Source organism: Aeromonas sp. MaB10011B, from assembly GCF_017939325.1.
Lineage (GTDB): Bacteria > Pseudomonadota > Gammaproteobacteria > Enterobacterales > Aeromonadaceae > Aeromonas > Aeromonas caviae.
On sequence record NZ_JAGKRK010000012.1, the window covers coordinates 63,138 to 83,834 of the forward strand.

Annotated in this window: 18 protein-coding genes and 1 pseudogene; 6 read left to right on the plus strand and 13 right to left on the minus strand. The window is 62.9% G+C overall.

The window, feature by feature from the left end; translation table 11 throughout:
- The first annotated feature begins 92 nt into the window (after positions 1-92).
- Positions 93-2,468, plus strand: a complete 2,376-nt coding sequence (locus J9893_RS05515; RefSeq protein ID WP_202043097.1) for a PilZ domain-containing protein — start codon at positions 93-95, stop codon at positions 2,466-2,468.
- A gap of 56 nt (positions 2,469-2,524) precedes the next feature.
- On the opposite strand, the gene J9893_RS05520 is transcribed toward J9893_RS05515, so the two are convergent.
- On the minus strand, positions 2,525-3,430 hold the full coding sequence (locus tag J9893_RS05520; RefSeq protein ID WP_210600286.1) for an alpha/beta fold hydrolase: 906 nt from the start codon (positions 3,428-3,430) through the stop codon (positions 2,525-2,527).
- Positions 3,431-3,459: 29 nt separating this feature from the next.
- Entirely contained in the window at positions 3,460-4,464 is a 1,005-nt protein-coding gene (serB, locus tag J9893_RS05525; protein ID WP_210600284.1) for a phosphoserine phosphatase SerB, read from the minus strand.
- A gap of 193 nt (positions 4,465-4,657) precedes the next feature.
- Between serB and J9893_RS05530 the strand changes: the two genes are divergently transcribed.
- Both J9893_RS05530 and J9893_RS05535 read left to right on the plus strand, forming a co-directional pair.
- Positions 4,658-5,266, plus strand: a complete 609-nt coding sequence (locus tag J9893_RS05530; protein ID WP_010673032.1) for an AhpA/YtjB family protein — start codon at positions 4,658-4,660, stop codon at positions 5,264-5,266.
- Between the two features lie 69 nt (positions 5,267-5,335).
- Complete coding sequence (locus J9893_RS05535) at positions 5,336-7,576, plus strand: PAS domain S-box protein (RefSeq protein WP_210600282.1); 2,241 nt, start codon at positions 5,336-5,338, stop codon at positions 7,574-7,576.
- A 64-nt stretch (positions 7,577-7,640) separates the two neighbouring features.
- On the opposite strand, the gene deoD is transcribed toward J9893_RS05535, so the two are convergent.
- The 7 genes from deoD to J9893_RS05570 all read right to left on the minus strand — a co-directional run bounded on the left by deoD (position 7,641) and on the right by J9893_RS05570 (position 14,859).
- On the minus strand, positions 7,641-8,357 hold the full coding sequence (gene deoD, locus J9893_RS05540; RefSeq protein WP_005341325.1) for a purine-nucleoside phosphorylase: 717 nt from the start codon (positions 8,355-8,357) through the stop codon (positions 7,641-7,643).
- Between the two features lie 133 nt (positions 8,358-8,490).
- Positions 8,491-9,699, minus strand: a complete 1,209-nt coding sequence (locus tag J9893_RS05545; protein WP_039039948.1) for a phosphopentomutase — start codon at positions 9,697-9,699, stop codon at positions 8,491-8,493.
- 14 nt (positions 9,700-9,713) lie between these two features.
- On the minus strand, positions 9,714-11,045 hold the full coding sequence (gene deoA, locus J9893_RS05550; RefSeq protein WP_210600280.1) for a thymidine phosphorylase: 1,332 nt from the start codon (positions 11,043-11,045) through the stop codon (positions 9,714-9,716).
- Between the two features lie 82 nt (positions 11,046-11,127).
- Positions 11,128-11,901, minus strand: coding sequence for a deoxyribose-phosphate aldolase (gene deoC, locus J9893_RS05555; protein ID WP_210600279.1), 774 nt, complete (start codon positions 11,899-11,901; stop codon positions 11,128-11,130).
- A gap of 387 nt (positions 11,902-12,288) precedes the next feature.
- On the minus strand, positions 12,289-12,459 hold the full coding sequence (locus tag J9893_RS05560) for a DUF1427 family protein (RefSeq protein WP_010673027.1): 171 nt from the start codon (positions 12,457-12,459) through the stop codon (positions 12,289-12,291).
- A 123-nt stretch (positions 12,460-12,582) separates the two neighbouring features.
- Entirely contained in the window at positions 12,583-13,857 is a 1,275-nt protein-coding gene (locus J9893_RS05565; protein WP_210600277.1) for a NupC/NupG family nucleoside CNT transporter, read from the minus strand.
- A gap of 213 nt (positions 13,858-14,070) precedes the next feature.
- On the minus strand, positions 14,071-14,859 hold the full coding sequence (locus J9893_RS05570; protein ID WP_210600275.1) for a TatD family hydrolase: 789 nt from the start codon (positions 14,857-14,859) through the stop codon (positions 14,071-14,073).
- A 40-nt stretch (positions 14,860-14,899) separates the two neighbouring features.
- On the opposite strand from J9893_RS05570, the pseudogene tppF reads away from it, so the two are divergent.
- Positions 14,900-15,514 (plus strand): annotated as a pseudogene (tppF, locus tag J9893_RS05575) (type IVa pilus pseudopilin TppF).
- On the opposite strand, the gene J9893_RS05580 reads toward tppF, so the two are convergent.
- The 4 genes from J9893_RS05580 to amt all read right to left on the minus strand — a co-directional run bounded on the left by J9893_RS05580 (position 15,483) and on the right by amt (position 19,442).
- Positions 15,483-15,653: a hypothetical protein gene (locus J9893_RS05580; protein ID WP_210600274.1), complete on the minus strand. Its 171-nt coding sequence runs from the start codon at positions 15,651-15,653 to the stop codon at positions 15,483-15,485. The pseudogene tppF and the gene J9893_RS05580 overlap by 32 nt on opposite strands.
- Positions 15,654-15,734: 81 nt before the next feature.
- On the minus strand, positions 15,735-16,244 hold the full coding sequence (locus J9893_RS05585) for a GNAT family N-acetyltransferase (RefSeq protein WP_201972631.1): 510 nt from the start codon (positions 16,242-16,244) through the stop codon (positions 15,735-15,737).
- A 187-nt stretch (positions 16,245-16,431) separates the two neighbouring features.
- Positions 16,432-17,784, minus strand: a complete 1,353-nt coding sequence (gene rlmD / locus J9893_RS05590) for a 23S rRNA (uracil(1939)-C(5))-methyltransferase RlmD (protein WP_210600271.1) — start codon at positions 17,782-17,784, stop codon at positions 16,432-16,434.
- Between the two features lie 230 nt (positions 17,785-18,014).
- The gene (amt, locus tag J9893_RS05595; RefSeq protein WP_210600269.1) at positions 18,015-19,442 is read right to left on the minus strand and encodes an ammonium transporter; all 1,428 of its coding nucleotides are present in this window, start codon (positions 19,440-19,442) and stop codon (positions 18,015-18,017) included.
- A 533-nt stretch (positions 19,443-19,975) separates the two neighbouring features.
- Between amt and J9893_RS05600 the strand changes: the two genes are divergently transcribed.
- Both J9893_RS05600 and J9893_RS05605 read left to right on the plus strand, forming a co-directional pair.
- Positions 19,976-20,344, plus strand: a complete 369-nt coding sequence (locus J9893_RS05600; RefSeq protein WP_128313595.1) for a VOC family protein — start codon at positions 19,976-19,978, stop codon at positions 20,342-20,344.
- Positions 20,345-20,497: 153 nt separating this feature from the next.
- Positions 20,498-20,697, plus strand: a 200-nt coding sequence (locus J9893_RS05605) for a hypothetical protein (RefSeq protein ID WP_210600267.1), incomplete at its 3' end; no start/stop codon positions are given.

Sequence of the window (20,697 nt, forward strand, 5' to 3'; positions counted from 1 at the left end):
CGGGGACAGGATGAATTCCTGCTTGATATACTTGTTTGCGACCGGCAGATCAAACCCAGAATCGGAAAAGTGACTTTCCGCGGCAGGAATACATGGATTCAGAACAACCACTACATCTGATAGAACAACTTGTCCCCCTGCTCCGGGAAAAGGACTTCGACGAAATCTTCAACCGTCTGACCCAGAACGAAAATACCAACAGCCGGTTCCTGCTGAAGATGGAACTCAAACGCAAGTGCACCCCCTGTCGGCGCGTCATCGACATGCGCAACGAGCTGGGCGCCCTCTGTCAGGTGCATGAGTTCGACGGGGTGACCCACTTCATGCCCGCCGAGGCCATCGAGCTGTTTCAATCCCAGTGCTACCTCTACCGGGACAGCTACACCCTGGGGGTCTACGAGGCGCTGCAAGCCTGGTACAAGCTCAACCAGGGGCGCAGCGACAATCTGGCACTGCCCATCAGCCCGTTTCGTCCGTTCGATGTCAGCGCCATCCCCTTCGCCAGCCATTACGGGCGACAGGAAGAGCGCATGCACTTCAGCTCGCCCATGGTGCTCCAACTCGCCAACGGCGAGAAAATCCTCGCCAAGAGCTCCGACATCTCCCTCGGCGGCATCCGGGTATCCGTGCCCTATCTGCCCGACTACCAGACAGGCGACCTGATAGCTGTCTTTTTCACCGGACTGGAACGCGATCATCCCCATCCCCTGCTGCGTGACCCGGTCAGCTACCAGATCCTGGGGGAGGAGAGAAAAGAGGACAAATTCTGGCTAAGGCTGCTCAAGAACGGCGAGCATCCGGTGTTCGACGAGTTCCTGCGCGACTTCATCGAGCGCAACCGCAGCCGCTATCGCGTCAGCGTCGACTACCTGCTCTCCGCCGCCGTCATCAAGGGGTATGAGCAGTTCTATCTGCCACGCATGACCGGCATGCCCCTCTACTTCGGCAAGGGCAGCGTCCCCGCCCTCGAGATCGCCCTGCGCACCGAGAACAACCAGCACATTCTCGAATACTGGCGCGACGCCAAGAACCGCGACATGCTCGCCAGCCTCTTCACTGCTGCCCGCATGCCCTCATTGCTCCCAGGCAAAGAGGGGCTGCGCGAGACGCTGATCTACAGCTTTACCCATGCGGTACGCAGCCACCTCTACTTCTTCTCCGCGACCCGGGAGGAGCTGGAACAGAGCGGACTGACCGCGCTCTTCTTCCAGATCGGCGCCCGCCGCCCCAGTTGGCGGGTGTACAAGTTCAGCATGGAAGCCTGCACCCTGCGGGAGGCCGACCTCGACAACCCCCAGGGCGGGGCGAGCCAGTTGCAGGACAGGCTGCTGCGCGAGCGCCTGGCCCAGCTCGGATACGTGGGCATGCTGCAGGAGATAAACCTGGACAACCAGCGCGACGAGTTCCAGCGAGAGACGGGTCAGGATCCGCTCAACGCCAACGCCTTGCAGCGCTTTGGCCATGACATCCATGCCGCCCCCTTCGAGATAGAGACGCTGCACTATGTGCAACTGCGCAAGGAGGCGCGCTACATGCACAAGACGGCCATCGTCTTGCATCACAAGGAGCGATCCTGGGTCGGCTGGACCCGAGACATCTCTGCCCACGGCATGCAAATCGAGCTGGAGGAGCCGTTCGACGGGGAGAAGGGAGACATCATCACTGTGGCCCTGCCCCGTTTGCAGGAGCTCGCCAGGAACATGGACCTGCAACGCCTGCCCTATCGGCTGGTCAGCCTCAACCTGAGCAGAACCGTGCTGCATCTGTGCATCGAGGGGACGGCTGAGCGCCATACCGGCCACCAGTTCTTCAGCCTGCTTATCGAAAGCAACCAGAACAAGCTCAAGACCACCCGGGAGTTCAATCGCTATCGCGGCATGGCCAGGGCGCTGCGCAACCTCTACACCCACCACCTGTTCAACACCCCCGTCTATGTGAACAAGCTCAAGGCCGCCCCGAAACTGGCCGCGGCCGGCCTCTCGCCACAGCCACGCAGCCTTTCCCGTCTGCTGCGCATCTGTGCCGAGCAGGATCAGCAGTTGAACCTGTATCCCCTGTTCCAGGGGGCACTGCTCAAGGCCCTGCTGCTCAATCCCCTGCGCGCCATCGAGCGGGAAGACAAGCCGGAAGAGGAGGAGGTCTACATCGCCGCCCTCCACTCCCAGGGGGGAACACCCCTGTTTCGCAGCCACCTGGCCAGCAGCTTCAGCTCACCGGATCAAAAGCGCCGCTTCATCGAGCTGGCCCGGCAACAGGGAGAGTTCTATTCGGTACTGGTGGGTATTTCGCGCACCGGCCGCCCGGACACCAGCTTCATCGCGGGTGAACTGGACTACATCGCCAAGTTCGCCATTCACAAGGCCAAGAAGCTGGAAGAGGAGCTCTGGAGTGTCGTGGGCGTGGGTGAACTGACCGATACCACCGAGGCGACCCTGTTCCGCCTTGGCATACCATCCGGGCCCCGCTAGCCAGCAGGGCCGGGAGACAACAAAAAACGGGCACGAAAGTGCCCGTTTTTTGTCTATCAGGCAGCCTGGGGGTTGCGCAGCCAGGCGAGGATGTCGGGGAAGTGATCCTCCTGTGCCTGGGGCGCCGTCAACATGTTGATGTGGTCGTAATCGAGCCGGTTGCCGTTGTCCCGCCCAAGGCGGGTGTGGCGGGCGGCCGAGCCCATCTCGTCGCTGAAGCGGCGCACGTCGACGGGGTGGCCAAGTACCTTGTCCGCCTTGGCGGAGATCATCCAGAGCGGGGGCCAGTTGACCCATCTCGCCGCCTCGTCATAGGCGAAGCCGTCAAAGGGGTCCAACCAGGGCCCGCACTTGACCCAGGGGATGGTCTCCTGCAAGTAGCGCAGGGGCTCATCATCGGCCCCTATCTTCAACCGGCGGGCGGCCAAAAAACCCCGGCGGCGCGCCAGCCAGGGGGCGAGCCGGTTCCAGATCAGATCCACCTTCAACCAGCGCTCCGGGTTCTGCACCGAGACCCCCCGCTTGGTGCCGAAGAACACCAGGCTGGCAACCTGCTCCGCCAGCTCGGGAAAGCGCACCAGGGTCGAGGCCATGATGACGCCGCCCCAGGAGTGGGCCATCCAGTGCACCCGGGCACCGGCATGGCGGGTCGATACCCAGTGCTGCAGGGCGGGCAGATCCTCGGTGATCAGCTCATGCTGGCCGTGGCCGGCCCGCTCGGCGATGGTCGGTGTGCTCAGACCCCGACCACGCAGATCCGCCACATAGACCTGATACCCGTGGCGAGCCAGAAAGCAGGCAAGCCCCTTGCCCGATTCGGTGTAGAAGATGCGGCCGTTCTCGATGGCCCCGTGCACCATCAGGATGGGGTCGGCATGCACCGCGACACCGGGCTGGATATGGCGCACATGGAGTCGATGCTCACCGCAGGGGACAAACAGGGATTGCTGTAACAGTTCCATCTCGTGATCGACTCCTCCTTAGAGCGGGATCAGCACCAGCGTCGGTCGCGACAAGCCAGGGCGCCGAGCAGGCAGAGCACCCCTTCCAGATCGTGGTGATTGAGGGTCGCCGCCGCCTGGGCACGAACCAGGGGTTTGGCATGAATGGCAATGCCCAGCCCCGCCACCCCCATCATCTTGAGATCGTTGGCACCATCGCCGACCGCGACCGTCTGGGATGCAACCACCCCGTACTCCGAGGCCAGCTGTTGCAGTGCCTCGGCCTTGGCGACGGCATCGACGATGGGGCCGCTCACCTTGCCGGTCAGCAAGCCCCCTTCCACCGCCAGCTCGTTGGCGAAAATGGCATCCAGACCCAGGGCACGCTGCAACTCGCCGGCAAAACGGGTGAAGCCACCGGAGGCGATCGCCACCTTCCAGCCAGCCTGCTTGAGGGTATCGACCATGAGTGGCAGGCCCGGCATCCAGGGCATGTCGGCCGCCACCTCGTCGAGGATGGTGACCGGCGCCCCTTCCAGCAGCGCCACCCGGGCACGCAGACTGTCGGCAAACTCCAGCTTGCCCTGCATGGCTGCCGCGGTAACGGCCGCCACCTGCTCACCGACCCCGGCCAGCCGCGCGATTTCGTCGATGCACTCTATCCTGATCGCGGTGGAATCCATGTCCATCACCAGCAGGCCGGGCTCACTCAGGGTGGGCAGGGCGGCCAGATGACACAGGTCGATGTCCCACTCCTGGGCTTTGAGCGCCTGCACCAGCTCGGGGGAGAAGCGGTTGGTGCCAAGCAGCAGCAGCGGAATACCGGCCTGCTCCCCTGCGGGATAGAGGCTTGACTCAAGCCCCAGGGCATCCAGCTGCTGGGCCAGGCGGGCCAGATGACCGGCCTCCAGCCCCTTGCCAAACAGGACAATCCAGGCGCTGTCGTGGGCGTTGGCCGCGGGCAGCAGGGCTTCGTTGGTGAGCTGCCAGCAGGGGGCACAGCTCAGGGCCCCGGACCATTCGTGCAGGGAGCGGGGAAGTTGGGACAACAACATAAGAGAGACGCCTTCCTTGGAAATCATGGGGTTCATCATGCGGGCCCAGAGTAGCGTATTGCTTTTTGTACAGGCAAGCGCCAAGATCCCGCCTGCGGTGCGGGCAGAGATGGAAACAGACCACCCTGTTTCCCGCTTAGCGGCACCGGGGCACCAGCCAGCCCCGCTCATCCATTACCAGAGGCCCGGTTCTGTGCGTCATCTTCCCATCAAACGTGTTGTCAGCCTGGCGGCGGGAGTCCTGCTCGGTCTCTGGGTGCTGGTGCTGCTCATCCACATGCAGGGAGAGAGTCAGGCCGCCCTGCACGCGGCGGCACGGGACAGGGCACAGGCGCTGGTCGCCTATGCCGCCCGGGACATGCGCCGCTGGATCAAGGAGGACAAGGAGAGCGAGCTGGAGAGACTGGCGCAGGATCTGGCCGCCGAGCCTGACATTCTGGATGTCACCCTCTACGACGCCCGCGGTATTCCCCTCGCCCAGTCGGACAACGCCCTGCCGCTGGACAGCCTGCTGCCCATCGGCAGCGACAACAAATCCCTGCCGGAGCAGGGCAAGGGGCGCATCCAGTTTGTCCAGGAGATCCAGGACGGAAACCTGACCCTGGGCTATCTGAGGATCACCCTGGAAGAGCAGAAACTGCTGGCCGCACAAGATACCCATCTCAAGGTCAACCAGGAGAAACAGCGCCTGATGCTGCTGGTGATGCTGCTGGCCGGCCTGCTCATCTCCTACGGGGTCCGTCGCAACTACATGCGGGTGCGCAAGCACAAGAAACAGAGCAAACCCGCCGCTCCGCAATAAGCGGGAGTGGATCACATCCTCCGGCTTGTATATAACACTGGCAAGATCACTGGCAGGAGAGCCACATGATTGCCCCCCTTGCCGCGGGATGAACACAGTCGACTGGAACGACTGCGCATCCTCGGCCTGCTCGACCACGAGCCCATCGATCAGCTTGATCGCCTCACCCGGCTCATCACCCGGCATTTCGCACTCCCCATCGCCATGGTCTCCCTGACCGACGTGAACAGGCAGTGGTTTCTCGCCCGCACCGGGGTCGATATGTGCGAGATCAACCGGGAACACTCCTTCTGCGGTCATGCCATTTTGCGCCCCGACATCATGCAGGTACCGGATGCCAGACGGGATCTCCGCTTTGCCGACAATCCGCTGGTGACCGATGATCCCGGCGTGGTCTTCTACGCCGGCCGCCCCCTGCGCGCTCTTGATGGCGTGGTGCTCGGCACCCTCTGCCTGGTGGACCATGTGCCGCGCCATCTCGATGAAGAGGCCTGCCGGGATCTCGACGACTTCGGCCGCCTGGTGGAGAACACCCTGCACGATCTGGAGCGGCGCCACCAGGTGCGCACCCTCAACCAGGTGCTGGAAGACAAGGAGCACCTCTTCACCCTCACCTTCAACCAGTCGTCGGTGGGCATGGCCCTCTCCTCCCTCGAGGGGAAATGGCTGAGAGCCAACCCGGGGCTGGAGCGGCTGCTCGGTTACAGCGAGCACGAGATGCTGAGCCGGACCTGGCTCGCCATGACCCATCCCGAAGATCTGCAACGGGAGCAGCCCCTGTTCGATGCCCTGATCGCGGGGCAACGGCAGGATTACCGGCTGGAGAAGCGGATGATCCGGGCCGATGGCACCCAGTGCTGGGTCCAGCTCAGCGTGACCCTCTGCCAGAGCCGCACCATGGCTCCCCACATGATCGCCGTGTTTGCCGACCTCACCGAGCGCAAACAGGCCGAGGCCGAACTCGTGCGGCTGCAGCAAGGGCTCGAGCAGCAGGTGCAGTCACGGACCCGGGAGCTCTCCCGCACGGTGGAACAGCTGCATCAGGAGATGCGCGAGCGCGGCGCCATGCAGCAGCAGCTGTGGCAGGAGCAGCACCGCTTGCAGCACATGCTGGAGCACACCAGCAATGCCTTACTCGAGCTCGATGCCGATTTCATCATCACAGGCTGGAACCCGGCCTCCACTACCCTGCTCGGCTGGCACGCCGACGAGATGCTGGGCCGTCCCCTCTTCGGGCTACTCGGCGCCGAGCATCCCCTGCTGAGCCTGTCAGGCAACCCGCAGAGTCCGCCACGGCGGCTGGAGTGCGACATCATCACCCGCACAGGCCGGCACATCCCGGTCGAGGTGATTGCCGAGCGTTACCAGTTCGACGGCAAGGTGCGCATCGCCCTGTTTTTGCACGACATCACGGCCCGCCGCCAGGTGCTCGCGGAGATCGAGCGTGGCCGTGCCCGACTGCGGGCCATCACCGATGGCCTGCCGGTCACCATCAGCATGGTGTCGCCCGAGGGGCGTTACCTGTTCGCCAACCAGGCCTATTGCCGCTACTTCGGGCTCGATACCGAACAGATGCGGGAAATGAGCGTGCGGGACGTCATCGGCGAGGAGGCCCACGGCAGGGCCATGGCCTATGTGGCAAAGGCCCTCGCCGGTGAGCAGGTGAGTTTCGAGCACCGTTTCGATCTCCCCATAGGCCGACGCGACCTCAGGATCACCATGATCCCGAGCCGGGGCGACGAGCCCGGGGTCTACATCCTCGGCAGCGACATCACCGAGTTCAAGGCGCTGCAAAGCCAGCTGGAACACGAGGCGGCTCACGACCCCCTCACCGGCCTGCCCAACCGGCGCGCCTTCACCCTGCGCCTCTCCCGGGAGCTGGAGCGGGTGCGCCAGAATGCCGAACCCCTGGGCCTGCTGTTCCTCGATCTCGACGGCTTCAAGGGGATCAACGACAGGCTGGGACACCACGTCGGCGATGCCCTGTTGCAACGCTTCGCCCAGGTGCTGAGTGCCGAGGTGCGCCCGGGGGACATGGTGGCGCGCCTGGCCGGCGACGAGTTCACCATCATACTGCCCGCCCTGCGCCAGCCGGAACTGGAGCTGCCCGCCCTGTGCGAGCGGCTGCTGGCGGCCATGGCGGTTCCTGGGGACGTGGCCGGTCACCGGCTGCCCCTTGCCGGCAGCATAGGAGGCGCCCTCTGCCACTCGGGCCAGTATTGTCACATCGACGATCTGCTGCACCGGGCCGATGCCGCCATGTACCGGGCCAAGCAGTCGGGCAAGGGGCGCTTCGCCCTCGATCTCTGACCGTGCTTCGCAAAAATGCAAAACGGCGGCCCGAGGGCCGCCGTTTTTTTATGCGCGAGGGGGATCAGTTGTCACCCAGCAGGACGGAGTCCAGCGCGATTTCGATCATGTCGTTGAAGGTCAGCTGACGCTCTTCGGAGGTGGTCTGCTCACCAGTACGGATATGGTCGGAGACGGTGCAGATGGTCAGCGCCTTGGCACCGTACTCGGCGGCCACGCCATAGATACCGGCGGCTTCCATCTCGACACCCAGGATGCCGTATTTTTCCATGACGTCGAACATGGAGGGGTCCGGGGTGTAGAACAGATCGGCGGAGAAGATGTTGCCCACGCGCACGGCCACGCCCTTGTTCTTGGCGGCCTGAACGGCATTGGCCACCAGGTCGAAGTCGGCGATGGCGGCGAAGTCGTGGTCCTTGAAGCGCAGACGGTTCACTTTGGAGTCGGTGCAGGCACCCATGCCGATCACCACGTCACGCAGTTTCACGTCTTCACGCACGGCACCGCAGGAGCCCACGCGGATCAGGGTCTTCACGCCGTAGTCGGTGATCAGCTCTTTTGCGTAGATGGAGCAGGACGGGATGCCCATGCCGTGACCCATGACGGAGATGCGACGACCCTTGTAGGTGCCGGTGAAACCGAACATATTGCGCACGTCGCACACCTGCTCGACGTTCTCCAGGAAGGTTTCGGCGATGTACTTGGCACGCAGGGGGTCGCCCGGCATCAGCACGGTATCAGCAAAGGCGCCATCTTTCGCATTGATATGAGGAGTTGCCATTCTCTTTATTCCTTCACACTAGGTTGAGTTTTATTGTCTTTATGGATTGTCCGCTGCCTGCGCGGCGGCGGTACATTACAGGAAACCGGGGCCCTGTGGCACCCCGGGCAGGCGAACCGGCCCGGGGTCACCATCACAGGAAGCTGGTACCGTATTGCAGCTTGGGCAGGCCGTGGTAGGCCGCGATGCTCTGGCCGATGTCGGCGAAGGTCTCGCGACGACCGACGGAGCCCGCCTTGACCGGCTTGCCGTAGAACAGTACCGGAATGTATTCGCGGGTGTGGTCGGTACCGCTCCAGGTCGGGTCACAGCCGTGGTCGGCGGTCAGCACCACCACGTCGCCATCCTGCAGCAGGTCGAACAGCTCCGGCAGGCGGGAGTCGAAGTACTCCAGCGCATCGGCGTAGCCCTTGACGTCACGGCGGTGACCGTAGGAGGAGTCAAAGTCCACGAAGTTGGTGAAGACGATTGTCTGGTCACCGGCCGCTTTCACCTCTTCCAGAGTCCTGTCCCACAGCTCGGTCAGACCGGTCCCCTTCACCTGCTTGGTGATGCCCTGCTGGGCATAGATGTCGGCGATCTTTCCGATGGAGACCACCTGGCCACCCGCTTCCTTCATGTAGTCCAGCACGGTCGGCGCCGGCGGCAGCACGGAGTAGTCGTGGCGGTTGCCGGTGCGCTTGAAGTTGCCCTTGCCGCTGCCCACGAACGGACGCGCGATGACGCGGCCGATGTTGTAGGGCTCCAGCAGCTCGCGCACGATGTGGCACAGCTCATAGAGCTTCTCGAGGCCATAGGTCTCTTCGTGGCAGGCGATCTGGAACACGGAGTCGGCAGAGGTGTAGAGGATCGGCTTGCCGGTGCGCATGTGCTCTTCGCCCAGATCGTCCAGCACCTGGGTGCCGGAGGCGTGGCAGTTGCCCAGATACCCGGGCAGACCGGCCTTCTCGACGATGGCATCCAGCAGCTCCTGCGGGAAGCTGTTGTGATGGTCGTGGAAATAACCCCACTCGAACAAGACGGGCACGCCGGCAATCTCCCAGTGACCGGACGGGGTGTCCTTGCCGGAGGAGAGCTCCTGGGCAAAGCCGTAGGCACCGATCACCTCGACATCCTTGTTCAGTCCGGCCGGGAAGGTGCCGCTGGCGAGTTCGCCCGCGTGGCCCAGACCCAGCTTGCTGAGGTTTGGCAGGTTGAGAGCGCCACGGCCCTCGATCTCACCGGCGGCGCACGCCTTGGCGATATGGCCAAGGGTATTGGCACCCACGTCGCCGAACTTGTCGGCATCGGCGGCAGCACCAATACCGAAAGAGTCCATCATCAGAATAAAGGTACGTTTCATGGGACTTCCCCTTGTTACAAATCAGCCAGACCGATGCGACGGTAAACCTCGGGCAGCGCCTCTGGTCGGGTGTCGCCGATCTTCACGACAGCCTGCACCATGCGGGCAGCCTCGGCAAATTGAGCTTCTGTCTGAGCGTGGATCAGGGCGAGCGGCTTGTCAGCATCGACGCTCTGACCCAGGCGGATAAAGTCGGTCAGACCGACCGCATAATCGAGTTTGTCGGCGGCGGCGCGGCGACCGCCGCCCATGGCCACCACAGCCAGACCCAGTTCACGGGTGTCCATGGCGGTGACGAATCCGCTGTGGGCCGCGTAGACAGGGCGCACGATGGCGGCTTTGGGCAGGTAGGCGTCGTAGCGCTCCATGAAGTCGGCGGGACCACCGAGGCCGGTCACCATGCGCCCGAAGATCTCGGCTGCCTTGCCGTTGTCCAGCACCGCCTGCAGCTTGGTGCGGGCATCGCCGTCATCGCTGGCAAGACCGGCGGAGATCAGCATCTCGGCGCACAGGGCCATGGTCACTTCGTGGATGCGCGGGTTGCGATACTCACCGGTCAGGTAGCGCACCGCTTCGCGCACTTCCACTGCGTTGCCGGCGCTGGAGGCCAGCACCTGGTTCATGTCGGTCAGGAGTGCAGAGGTGCGGCAGCCGGCACCGTTGGCCACGGCGACGATGCTCCTGGCCAGTTCCTCGGAGGCTTCAAAGGTCGGCATGAAGGCGCCGGAGCCCACCTTCACGTCCATCACCAGGGCTTCGAGCCCGGAGGCAAGCTTCTTGGAGAGGATGGAGCCGGTGATCATGGCAATGGACTCGACGGTGGCGGTAATATCCCGTACCGCATAGATACGCTTGTCCGCCGGGGCGAGATCGCCGGTCTGGCCGATGATGGCGACACCCGCCTCTTTCACCACTTTCAGGAAGCGGTCGTTGTCGACCGAGGTCTGGTAGCCGGGAATGGCGTCCAGCTTGTCCAGGGTACCGCCGGTGTGACCGAGACCACGGCCGGAGATCATGGGCACGAAACCGCCGCACGCAGCGACCATCGGGCCCAGCATCAGGGAGACCACGTCACCCACGCCGCCGGTGGAGTGCTTGTCGACGATGGGGCCGCCCAGGTTGAGGTGGTCCCAGGTCAATACCATGCCGGAGTCGCGCATGGCGCAGGTCAGGGCGACCCGCTCATCCATGGTCATGTCCTTGAAGTAGACCGCCATGGCCAGGGCCGCGATCTGCCCCTCGCCGATGGTGTTGTTGGTAATGCCCTGAACGAAGAATTGAATCTCTTGGGTACTGAGCGCTTCACCGTTGCGCTTCTTGCGAATAATTTCTTGAGGCAAAAACATCTTTCATTCCCTCCGTGCATCACGCACGAACACAGACCGAACCAGATCCGAAAGGGGGCGGCGCACCGCCCCCTGCCACCGCTTAGTAACCGCTGGTATTGGCAGGCTTGTCGCCATGCCCCAGGGTCGCCAGCAGACTGGCCAGCAGGCTGGAGGCGCCGAAGCGGAAGGTGCGGGCGGATACCCAGTCCTTGCCCAGGATCTCTTCGGCCATGGCCAGGTACTGACCCGCCACGGCGGCGTCTTTCACGCCACCGGCCGGCTTGAAGCCCACTTTCGGGTTCTTGGCCTTGATCACTTCCATCATGATGCGGGCAGCTTCCGGGGTCGCATTGACCGGCACCTTGCCGGTGGAGGTCTTGATGAAATCGGCACCGGCGTCGATGGAGATCTCGGAGGCGCGACGGATCAGCGCCTCTTCCTTCAACTCGCCGGTCTCGATGATCACTTTCAGCAGTACCTTGGCGCCGCAGGCTTCCTTACATGCTTTGACCAGATCGAAGCCGACCTGTTCATTGCCGGCCATGAAGGCGCGGTACGGGAAGACCACGTCCACCTCGTCGGCACCGTAGGCCACGGCGGCGCGGGTCTCGGCCACGGCGATCTCGATGTCGTCGTTGCCGTGGGGGAAGTTGGTCACGGTCGCGATGCGCACGTCGGCGGCGCCGATGTCACGCAGGGTCTTGCGTGCGATGGGGATGAAACGGGGGTAGATGCAGACGGCGGCGGTCAGGCCGGCCGGAGACTTGGCCTTGTGGCACAGGTCGATCACCTTCTGATCGGTGTCGTCATCGCTCAGGGTGGTCAGGTCCATCAGGTTCAGGGCGCGTTGGGCGGCCACTTTCAGATCAGTCATGCTATGTCTCCAAAGTCTTGTTAAGCCCCATCACCCGCGAGCGGCTTCACCGAACACCAAGGGTCGGCAGAGACGTTCCCGGAGCAACGGGATATGGAATTGCAGCGCAAATGCACAGGCAATACGGCTGCAAATAAGGCAAGAGCCCTGTCACTTTCTTACAAAAGTGCGGACTTGGTTCCATGAAGACTTGAGAAAGGCCGACTACGCAGACCCGACTTCCCAATCAATTCCATTTGACCGCCAACACCCGGATTCACCGGGCATTAGTCAATGCCAGCACCCTGCTGGCATCGCCTATTTCAGCCGAGATACCCCGTGTTTGCAAGCCGGATTTGCCAATTTCAGAGGTACCTCACACCCGGCAAATCCAGCGCTGGAAGGCGCTTAAGAGAAGAAGCGGGTCAGGATCCAGGAGTAGGCAATGCCCCCCAGATAGACCCCCACGATCCCCATGACGCCGGAGAGGACGGGCGGCGCCGGTATCGGCAACTTGAGGAAAGAAAACAACACCCCAACGATAAAGCCGGCCGCCATAGCCAGTAGCACTTCATTCATAGAACCTCCGATTTGACTCACTTTATTATTAGTCTTGACAGGAAAACGGTTGTCACCACCCCAAACGAGAACGCCACAGCAAATCGCTGTGGCGTTCGTCATTATCCTGTCAGTCAGGCGATGTTACATGCCGGACAGCGCCAGGAAGAAGCCTGCGATGGTCGCAGACATCAGGTTGGACAAGGAACCTGCCAGCACGGCCTTCAGACCGAACTTGGCGATGGTGCCGCGACGGTTCGGAGCCATGGAGCCCAGACCACCCAGCAGGATGGCGACGGAGGACAGGTTGGCGAAGCCGCACAGGGCGAAGGAGATGATCGCCTTGGTGTGCTCGGACATGGCCACTCCGTTGATCAGTTCTTCATCCTTCAGGTAGGGGGCAAAGTTCAGGTAAGCCACGAACTCGTTGACCACCAGCTTCTGACCGATGAAGGAACCGGCCACGACCGCTTCGCTCCAGGGCACGCCGATCAGGAAGGCCAGCGGGGAGAACAGCCAGCCCAGCAGCAGCTCCAGGGAGAGTTGCGGGTAACCGAACCAGCCGCCCACACCGGAGAAGATGCCGTTGATCATGGCGATGAGGCCGATGAAGGCCAGCAGCATGGCACCCACGTTCAGGGCCAGTTGCAGACCGGCGGAGGCACCGGCGGCGGCAGCGTCGATCACGTTGGCCGGCTTGTCGTCCAGCTCACCTTCTGCGGTGTTCTCGTCGTAGCTCGGGGTCTCGGTTTCCGGTACCAGCAGCTTGGCGAACAGCAGACCACCCGGGGCAGCCATGAAGGAGGCGGCGATCAGGTATTCCATCTTGACACCCATGGAGGCGTAACCGGCCAGCACGGAGCCGGCAACGGAAGCCAGACCACCACACATGACGGCGAACAGCTCGGAGTCGGTCATCTTGGAGATGAAGGGACGTACCACCAGCGGGGCTTCGGTCTGACCGACGAAGATGTTGGCAGTGGCGGAGAGGGATTCGGTACGGGAGGTGCCCAGCACCTTCTGCAGACCGCCGCCCAGCAGCTTGATCACCCACTGCATGATGCCGAGGTAGTAGAGTACCGCGATCAGGGAAGAGAAGAAGATGATGACGGGCAGGACGCGGAAGGCGAAGACGAAGCCACCGCCACCGAACACTTCGAACATCTTGTTGCCAACCAGACCACCGAACAGGAATTCGATGCCGTTCTGGCCATAACCGATGACGCTGGAGACGGCGTCGGACACGCCCACCAGGATGTCACGACCGACCGGCACGTAGAGCACGAAGGCCCCCAGACCGGCCTGGATGGCAAAGGCGCCACCTACGGTACGAATTTTGATTGCCTTGCGGTTGCTGGAGAACAGCACCGCAATAAGGATGAGCGTCGCCATCCCTACCAGACCCATTATCAGATTCATTATTAACACTTCCTCTTTAGTAGCACCTGCCAGCTTGTTAACGATTTGTGTATTGAAGCCGCTAATCAAGGGTGCGCATTATACTAATTACGGTGCGACAAAATAGAATACTGGTCACATTTTATAAGCCACAAACGGCCTGAACATCGTTTAATTAGACCGCAAACGATTTTTATGGGCCCTGTTTTTTATCACTCGGTCATCATTTGATAATCAAATGTTAATTTCATGATTTCCTGGGGGGAACAGCCGCCGGGTGGAGTCATGTAACACCGAAATAACATCCTCCAGCGGTTGCTGCCGCAATTGTGCCAACAAGCGGGCTATGGTCGGCAGGCTGGCCGGCGTGTTCACCTCCCCCTGCTGGCCTTGCAGCGGCATGTCGGGAGCGTCGGTTTCCAGCAGCAAGGCCTCCAGCGGCATCTGGCGTATCGCCTCCCGGGTCTTGTTGGCCCGCTCATAGCTGATGACCCCCCCGATCCCCAGCCTGAAACCCAGTTGCCAGAACACCTCCGCCTGACGCAGGGAGCCGCTGAAGGCGTGAATGACCCCCCCTTGTGGCGGAGTGAAGCGCCGCAGGATCTTGGCGACCGTGTCGTTGGCACGCACCGAGTGGACGATGAGGGGCAGCTCATGCGCCATGGCCAGCCGCACCTGCGCCTCGAACATCTCGACCTGCCCCTCCTGCGGCACATGGGAGCGCAGATCCAGCCCGCACTCCCCCACGGCCACCAGCCCACGGGGCCGACTCGCCAGCAGGGTCTCCAGCCGGATCAGTGCATCCCGGGGCTGCTTGCCCACATACCAGGGATGGATCCCCAGGCCATAACGGATGCCGTCGTGGCGCCCGGCCAGCGCCATCACCCGCCCCCAGTTTTCCTCTCCCAGGGCGGGGATGATATACTCGCCCACCCCCAGCTGGCGCCACCGGGTCAGCAGCGCCTCCCTATCGGCGTCAAAGACCGGAAAATCGAGGTGGCAGTGGGTGTCTATCAATTCCATGTCGCGCTTACCTGTCTGTCGTACTCAATGGGTTCATTCCATGCCAACACACGTTTCCCAAGGCTTTACCCTGATAGAACTGGTGCTAGTCATCATCGTGCTGGGGATCCTGGCCGTCACCGCCCTGCCCCGCTTCATCAACATCTAGGACGACGGGCTCAAGAGCAGCGTCTCGGCCACGGCGGGCAGCTTTGCCAGTGCCGCCCGGCTCGCCCACGCCGGCTGGGCGGTCAAGGTTAAGGGGGAGCCCCTGGCACTCTACAACTTTAGCGGCATGGGCATGCAGGATCTCGACATCAACAGCCATGGCTGGCCGGTGGGCACCAAGGAGGACCAGGGAGGTCAGGGGCCCGATACCGTCTTCCCCGGTGGCGACAGCGATCAAATCTCCGTCAGCAGCCGGGACGACTGCGAGAGCCTGTTTGGCGCCCTGCTCGATTCCGACCTGACGGTGGCCGATGAGTTGCACCAGGATTCAGACAGTGACTGCATCTCCCGGCTCATCCCGGCAGACGCTCAGGCTGACGGCGCCCTTCGTCACGACAACTGCCGCTATACCCTGCGCAGCTCCGTTGGCCGCTTCCCGGCATACCCCGACGGGCTATCGTTCGACTACAACAGCGTCACTGGCGCCGTGACCCGCCAGTTCCAGTGAGGTCGTCGCCCTTGTCCGGGCGCTTCTCGTCTTCATCATGGCGTACCGTCGCGCAGCAGCGCCGGTTCTCCGGTGTGAGTCCCCACTCCTGGCACCAGGCATCGTAGCGAGCCAGCCAACGCAGCAATATCCCCTTCATGGGCGCCTCCTTGTCTTGATGGTTTCCCCACAAGCCTGCCCCAATCCAGCGCCCCAGACCAGCATCTCGGGGCCAGCGGCGTCATGGCCTGTCCAGCGGCAGCAACAGCCCCACGGCAATCTCGTCCACATAGCCCTCGTCCAGCCGATAGGCCTGCCGTCTCACCCCTTCCTCCACGAACCCGCACTTGCGATACAAGGCGTGGGCCACCTCGTTGTGGGCCATCACTCCCAGCTCCAGCCGGTGGATACCGAGATCCCTCGCGGTCGCGATCAAGGTACGCAGCAACCGTTCACCCCATCCCTGCCCGCGCGCCCTCGAACGCAGCCCCATCACCACCAGGGCGCAGTGGCGGTTGCGTGCCAGGCCGCCACCAAGGAGCGCGGCAAACCCTTGCACCTCCCCCGCCAGCTCCAGCAACCACATGGCCTGATTGGGGGCCGCGGCCATGGCCTCGAGCCGCCTGCGCTGCCCCGCGATGTCCGAGGGGCGCTCTCCCGCTTCATGCAGCATGAAGCGGGTCTCCCTGTCCAGTTGCCCGAAGAAGCTGTCCAGCGCCGCCGCATCCTCCACCCCTGCCATACGAATCATCACGCCGACCTCCCTGCCTGGTGGCTCTGCCGACCACGACCATAAAAAAACGACTCCCTCAGGAGTCGTTTTTATCAGAGCCATATGGCTAACGCCACGCCCTCGGCCCGATCAGGCTTTCGCTGGCAGGCTCAGGCAGGCGACCACTTCCACCTGCATCGCGCGAGGGGAAGATCCCGAGCGACGATCAGGCCTTGGCAGGCAGGCTCAGGCGAGCAACGGCTTCCACGTGCATGGAGTGCGGGAACATGTCCACCGGCTGCACCTCGTCCAGCACGAAGCCCTGCTTGACCAGCCAGGCGAGATCCCGGGCCAGGGTCTGGGGGTTGCAGGAGACATAGACCAGCCGGCGCGGCGCCATGGCCACCAGGGTCTGCAATACCGCCTTGTCACAGCCCTTGCGGGGCGGATCCATCACCACCACGTCGGCACTCACCCCGTCGGCATGCAGGGCAGGCATCAGCTGCTCCGCCTTGCCCACGTGGAACTCGGTCTGCTCGATGCCGTTGAGGGCCGCATTGCGACGGGCGTCGCTGATGGCGCTCTCCACCGACTCGATCCCCACCACCTTGGCGGCCTTGCCTGCCAGGAACAGGGAGATGGTGCCGATGCCGCAATAGATGTCGAACACCGTCTCGCTGCCGGTCAGCTCGCAATACTCCAGCGCCTTGGAGTAGAGCACGTCGGTCTGGCTCGGGTTGTTCTGGAAGAAGGAGAGGGGCGAGATCTCGAATTCGAGCTCGTGGATCTTGTCGCGGATCACCCCGCTGCCCAGCAGCACCCGGTTCTTGTCACCCAGGATGCGGTTGGTACGCGCCTCGTTGATGTTCTGCACCAGGGTGGTGACCGGCAGATCTGCCAGGGCCGCCAGCAGCTCGGTTTCGAACGGCAGCGCTTCGCCCAGGGTCACCAGCACCACCATCAGCTCGCCGCTCTTGAAGCCCTTGCGGGTCATCAGGTTGCGCACGCAGCCGGTGTGGGCCACCTCGTCATAGGCCGCGATGTCGTGCTCGCGCATCCAGTTGCGTACCCGGGCGTTGAGCTCCACGTGCAGCGAATCCTGCACCGCGCAATCATCGGCGGTGATGAGGTCATGGGAGTGCTTGCGGTAGAAGCCGATCTCGGCGCCCGCCTCGCTGCCACGCACCGCGTACTGGGCCTTGTTGCGGTAGGCAAACGGCGTCTCCATGCCGAGGATGGGGTTGACCACGGCCTCACCCAGCCCGACCTGTTCCAGTGCGCTCTGCACCAGGCTCTGCTTGAGGGCAAGCTGGGCCGGATAGGCCAGCGGGCGCACCTGGCAGCCACCGCATTCGGTGTTGGGGCAGAAATCCGGCACCCTGTCGGCGGACGGCTGGGTCAGCTCGACCAGCTTGCCGTGCAGGTAGTTCGGTTTGACCTCGGTCAACTCGACCAGCGCCTGCTCACCGGGCAGCAGACCCTCGACAAACAGGGGGCGATCGAACAGGCGACCCTTGCCATCCCCCTTGTCGGTCAGTTCCAGAATATCGATCTGATGTTGGTGTCCCACTAACGGCATGAGCGGCTCCGAAGGCATGAAAGAGAGGGTGACGACGGGGCAGACCCGGCGACCCCGAATAAAGGGTGGCAGAGTTTAGCGGAGATCCGCCCAAAATGCAGGCATAAAAGACCCTGCAAACACAAATAGCGACCCCGGCCACCAGCAGCCCGGTCCGGGCAGCCTGGCCAGCCCGCCCCAATAAAAAAACCGCCGGACGGGCCGGCGGTATGACATTCATGGCAGCAGGATCAATGGCTGTAGGCTTTCTCGCCGTGGCTGGTCACGTCCAACCCTTCGCGCTCGGCATCTTCCTTCACCCGCAGACCGATCAGCAGGTCCACCAGCTTGTAGGCCACGGCCGAGACCAGGGCGGTCCAGACCACGGTCACCCCCACGCCGATGACCTGTACCTTGACCTGGGCCAGGATGGAGTATCCCTCGGCCACCTGGTTGGTCACATAGTCCCACACCCCGGTGCCGCCCAGATCCGGGCTGGCGAACACCCCGGTCAGCACGGCACCCAGGATCCCGCACACCCCGTGCAGGCCGAACACGTCCAGGCTGTCATCGGCCCCCAGCAGACGCTTGAGACCGTGCACGCCCCACAGACCGGCCACCCCGCTGAGCAGGCCAATGATGAGAGCGCCCCCCACACCGACGAAACCGGCGGCAGGGGTGATGGCGACCAGGCCCGCCACCGCACCGGAGACAGCGCCAAGCAGGGAGGGACGGCCCTTCATCGCCCACTCGGCGAAGGTCCAGGAGAGGGCGGCAGCGGCAGGTGCGATCCAGGTGTTGGCGAAGGCCAGGGCCGCCGTGCCGTTGGCTTCGAGGGAAGAGCCAGCGTTGAAGCCGAACCAGCCGAACCACAGCAGGGCGGCACCGATCATGGTCATGGTCAGGCTGTGGGGGGTCATGGGGTCACGGCCATAGCCAACCCGTTTGCCCACCATGAAGGCCCCAAGCAGACCGGCCACCGCAGCGTTGATGTGCACCACTGTGCCGCCGGCGAAGTCCAGAGCGCCGTGCTGGAACAGATAGCCTGCGGTGGCACCGGCCGCTTCGGCGGCGGCCGCATCCGTGTAGGCATCCGGACCCGCCCAGTACCACACCATGTGCGCCATCGGGATATAGGCGAAGGTGAACCAGATCACCGCGAACAGCAGCACCGCCGAGAACTTCATCCGCTCGGCAAAGCCGCCGACGATGAGCCCGCAGGTGATGGCGGCAAAGGCACCCTGGAACACCACGTAGATGAACTCGCTGATCCCGACCCTCTTGCTGAAGGTGGCGGCGATGGAATCCGGCGTCACCCCCATCAACAGCACCTTGTCGAAGGAGCCGTAGAAGGCGCCGCCCTCGGTGAAGGCCAGGGAGTAGCCGTAGACCACCCAGAGGACGGTGATGAGGCAGAACAGGGTGAACACCTGCATCAGCACGCTCAGCATATTCTTGGCGCGCACCAGGCCGCCGTAGAAGAGGGCGAGGCCCGGCACGGACATCAGGATCACCAGGGCCGCCGCCACCATCAGCCAGGTATTGTCCCCCTTGTTGATGGTCACGGTCGCGGCCGCCTGTACCACATCGGCCTGCGCGGCCACCTCTTCGGCCCAGCCCGGGGCGGCCATGGTGGCGGCCAGCGCCAGCAGGCCAGTCATTACGAGTCTCTTGAACATACAGCCCTCTCCTTGTCGTCCCGGCATCCGGGTCCATTTCCTGATATGCATTTCCAACCTGGCCACCTGCCCACCGTACCTGTGTGGCTCACGGAGACATCATGGCGACATGACATGGGGAAAGCATAAAGCAGGCCAAGAAAAATAATCCTTTTATTTCATGGCGTTATGTTTTCATCACATTCAACACGCACCATCTTGGCGCACGATGCCCGGTTACAGGGGGAAAATCGCACTTTGGCTGTGCATTGCCGGGAAAATGCACCAGGATGACCCAACCACCTCACAATGACGGGGCGAACCCGTGGTGATGTCACCTTGGCAGGCTTATCTATCCCGCTAAGGTATTTATGAAATAAATGAAATGGGCCATACCATGGTGAAATCAAATGAGGCTGACGGCCAATATCCCCCCACCCGAGGGGCACAAGCACGATAAGAGTGCAAACTCGCGCCATTCGTCTGGCTTGCCCCGAAATGCCCGGTCATACTGGCAAGCCATCATCCCCTGTTCCCAGCGCCGCGAGGAGCCCATGCCCAATCTCAACGTGACCGAAATCAAGGCGTTCGTGCCTGCCCGGGATTTCACGCAGTCAAAGCAGTTCTATCAGGATCTCGGCTTTACCTTGACCTCCGATGGCGACGGCGTGGCCTATTTTCATCTCGGCAACGCAAGCTTCCTGCTGCAGGATGGCAACCCCCCGGGGCTGGCCGAGCAGCTCATGATGCACCTCCTGGTGGAGGACGTGGCCGCCTGGCAGGCCCAAGTGGAGGCGAGCCAGGTCGCCGCCCGCTACGGCGTCAGGGTCACGGAGCTCGTCACCCAGCCGTGGCGCATGAAGGAGTTCTGTCTGTACGATCCCTCAGGCGTGCTGTGGCGCATCGCACAGAATATCGACTGAGGGGATGGCAGTCCGAGAGGCTGATGGCCTGACAGCCTGTGGGTCTGAGGGTCTGAGGGTCTGAGGGTCTGAGGGTCTGAGGGTCTGAGGGTCTGAGGGTACACCTCTTCGCACCGCCCGGAAAAACAAAAGGCCATCCGCGAGGATGGCCTTTTGTCATGGAATCTGATGGTGCCCGGGGTCGGACTCGAACCGACACGTATTGCTACGGCGGATTTTGAAACCATCGCAAGCCGCTGTGAATCAATGGGTTGCCGTGTTTTCGCGGGTTTGCTTGTGGATGGATGGGGGTTATTGGGTGTCACTGGTGAGCGCTGCCGCCACTTTGCCGCCATTTTCCAGCTCGATTCGCC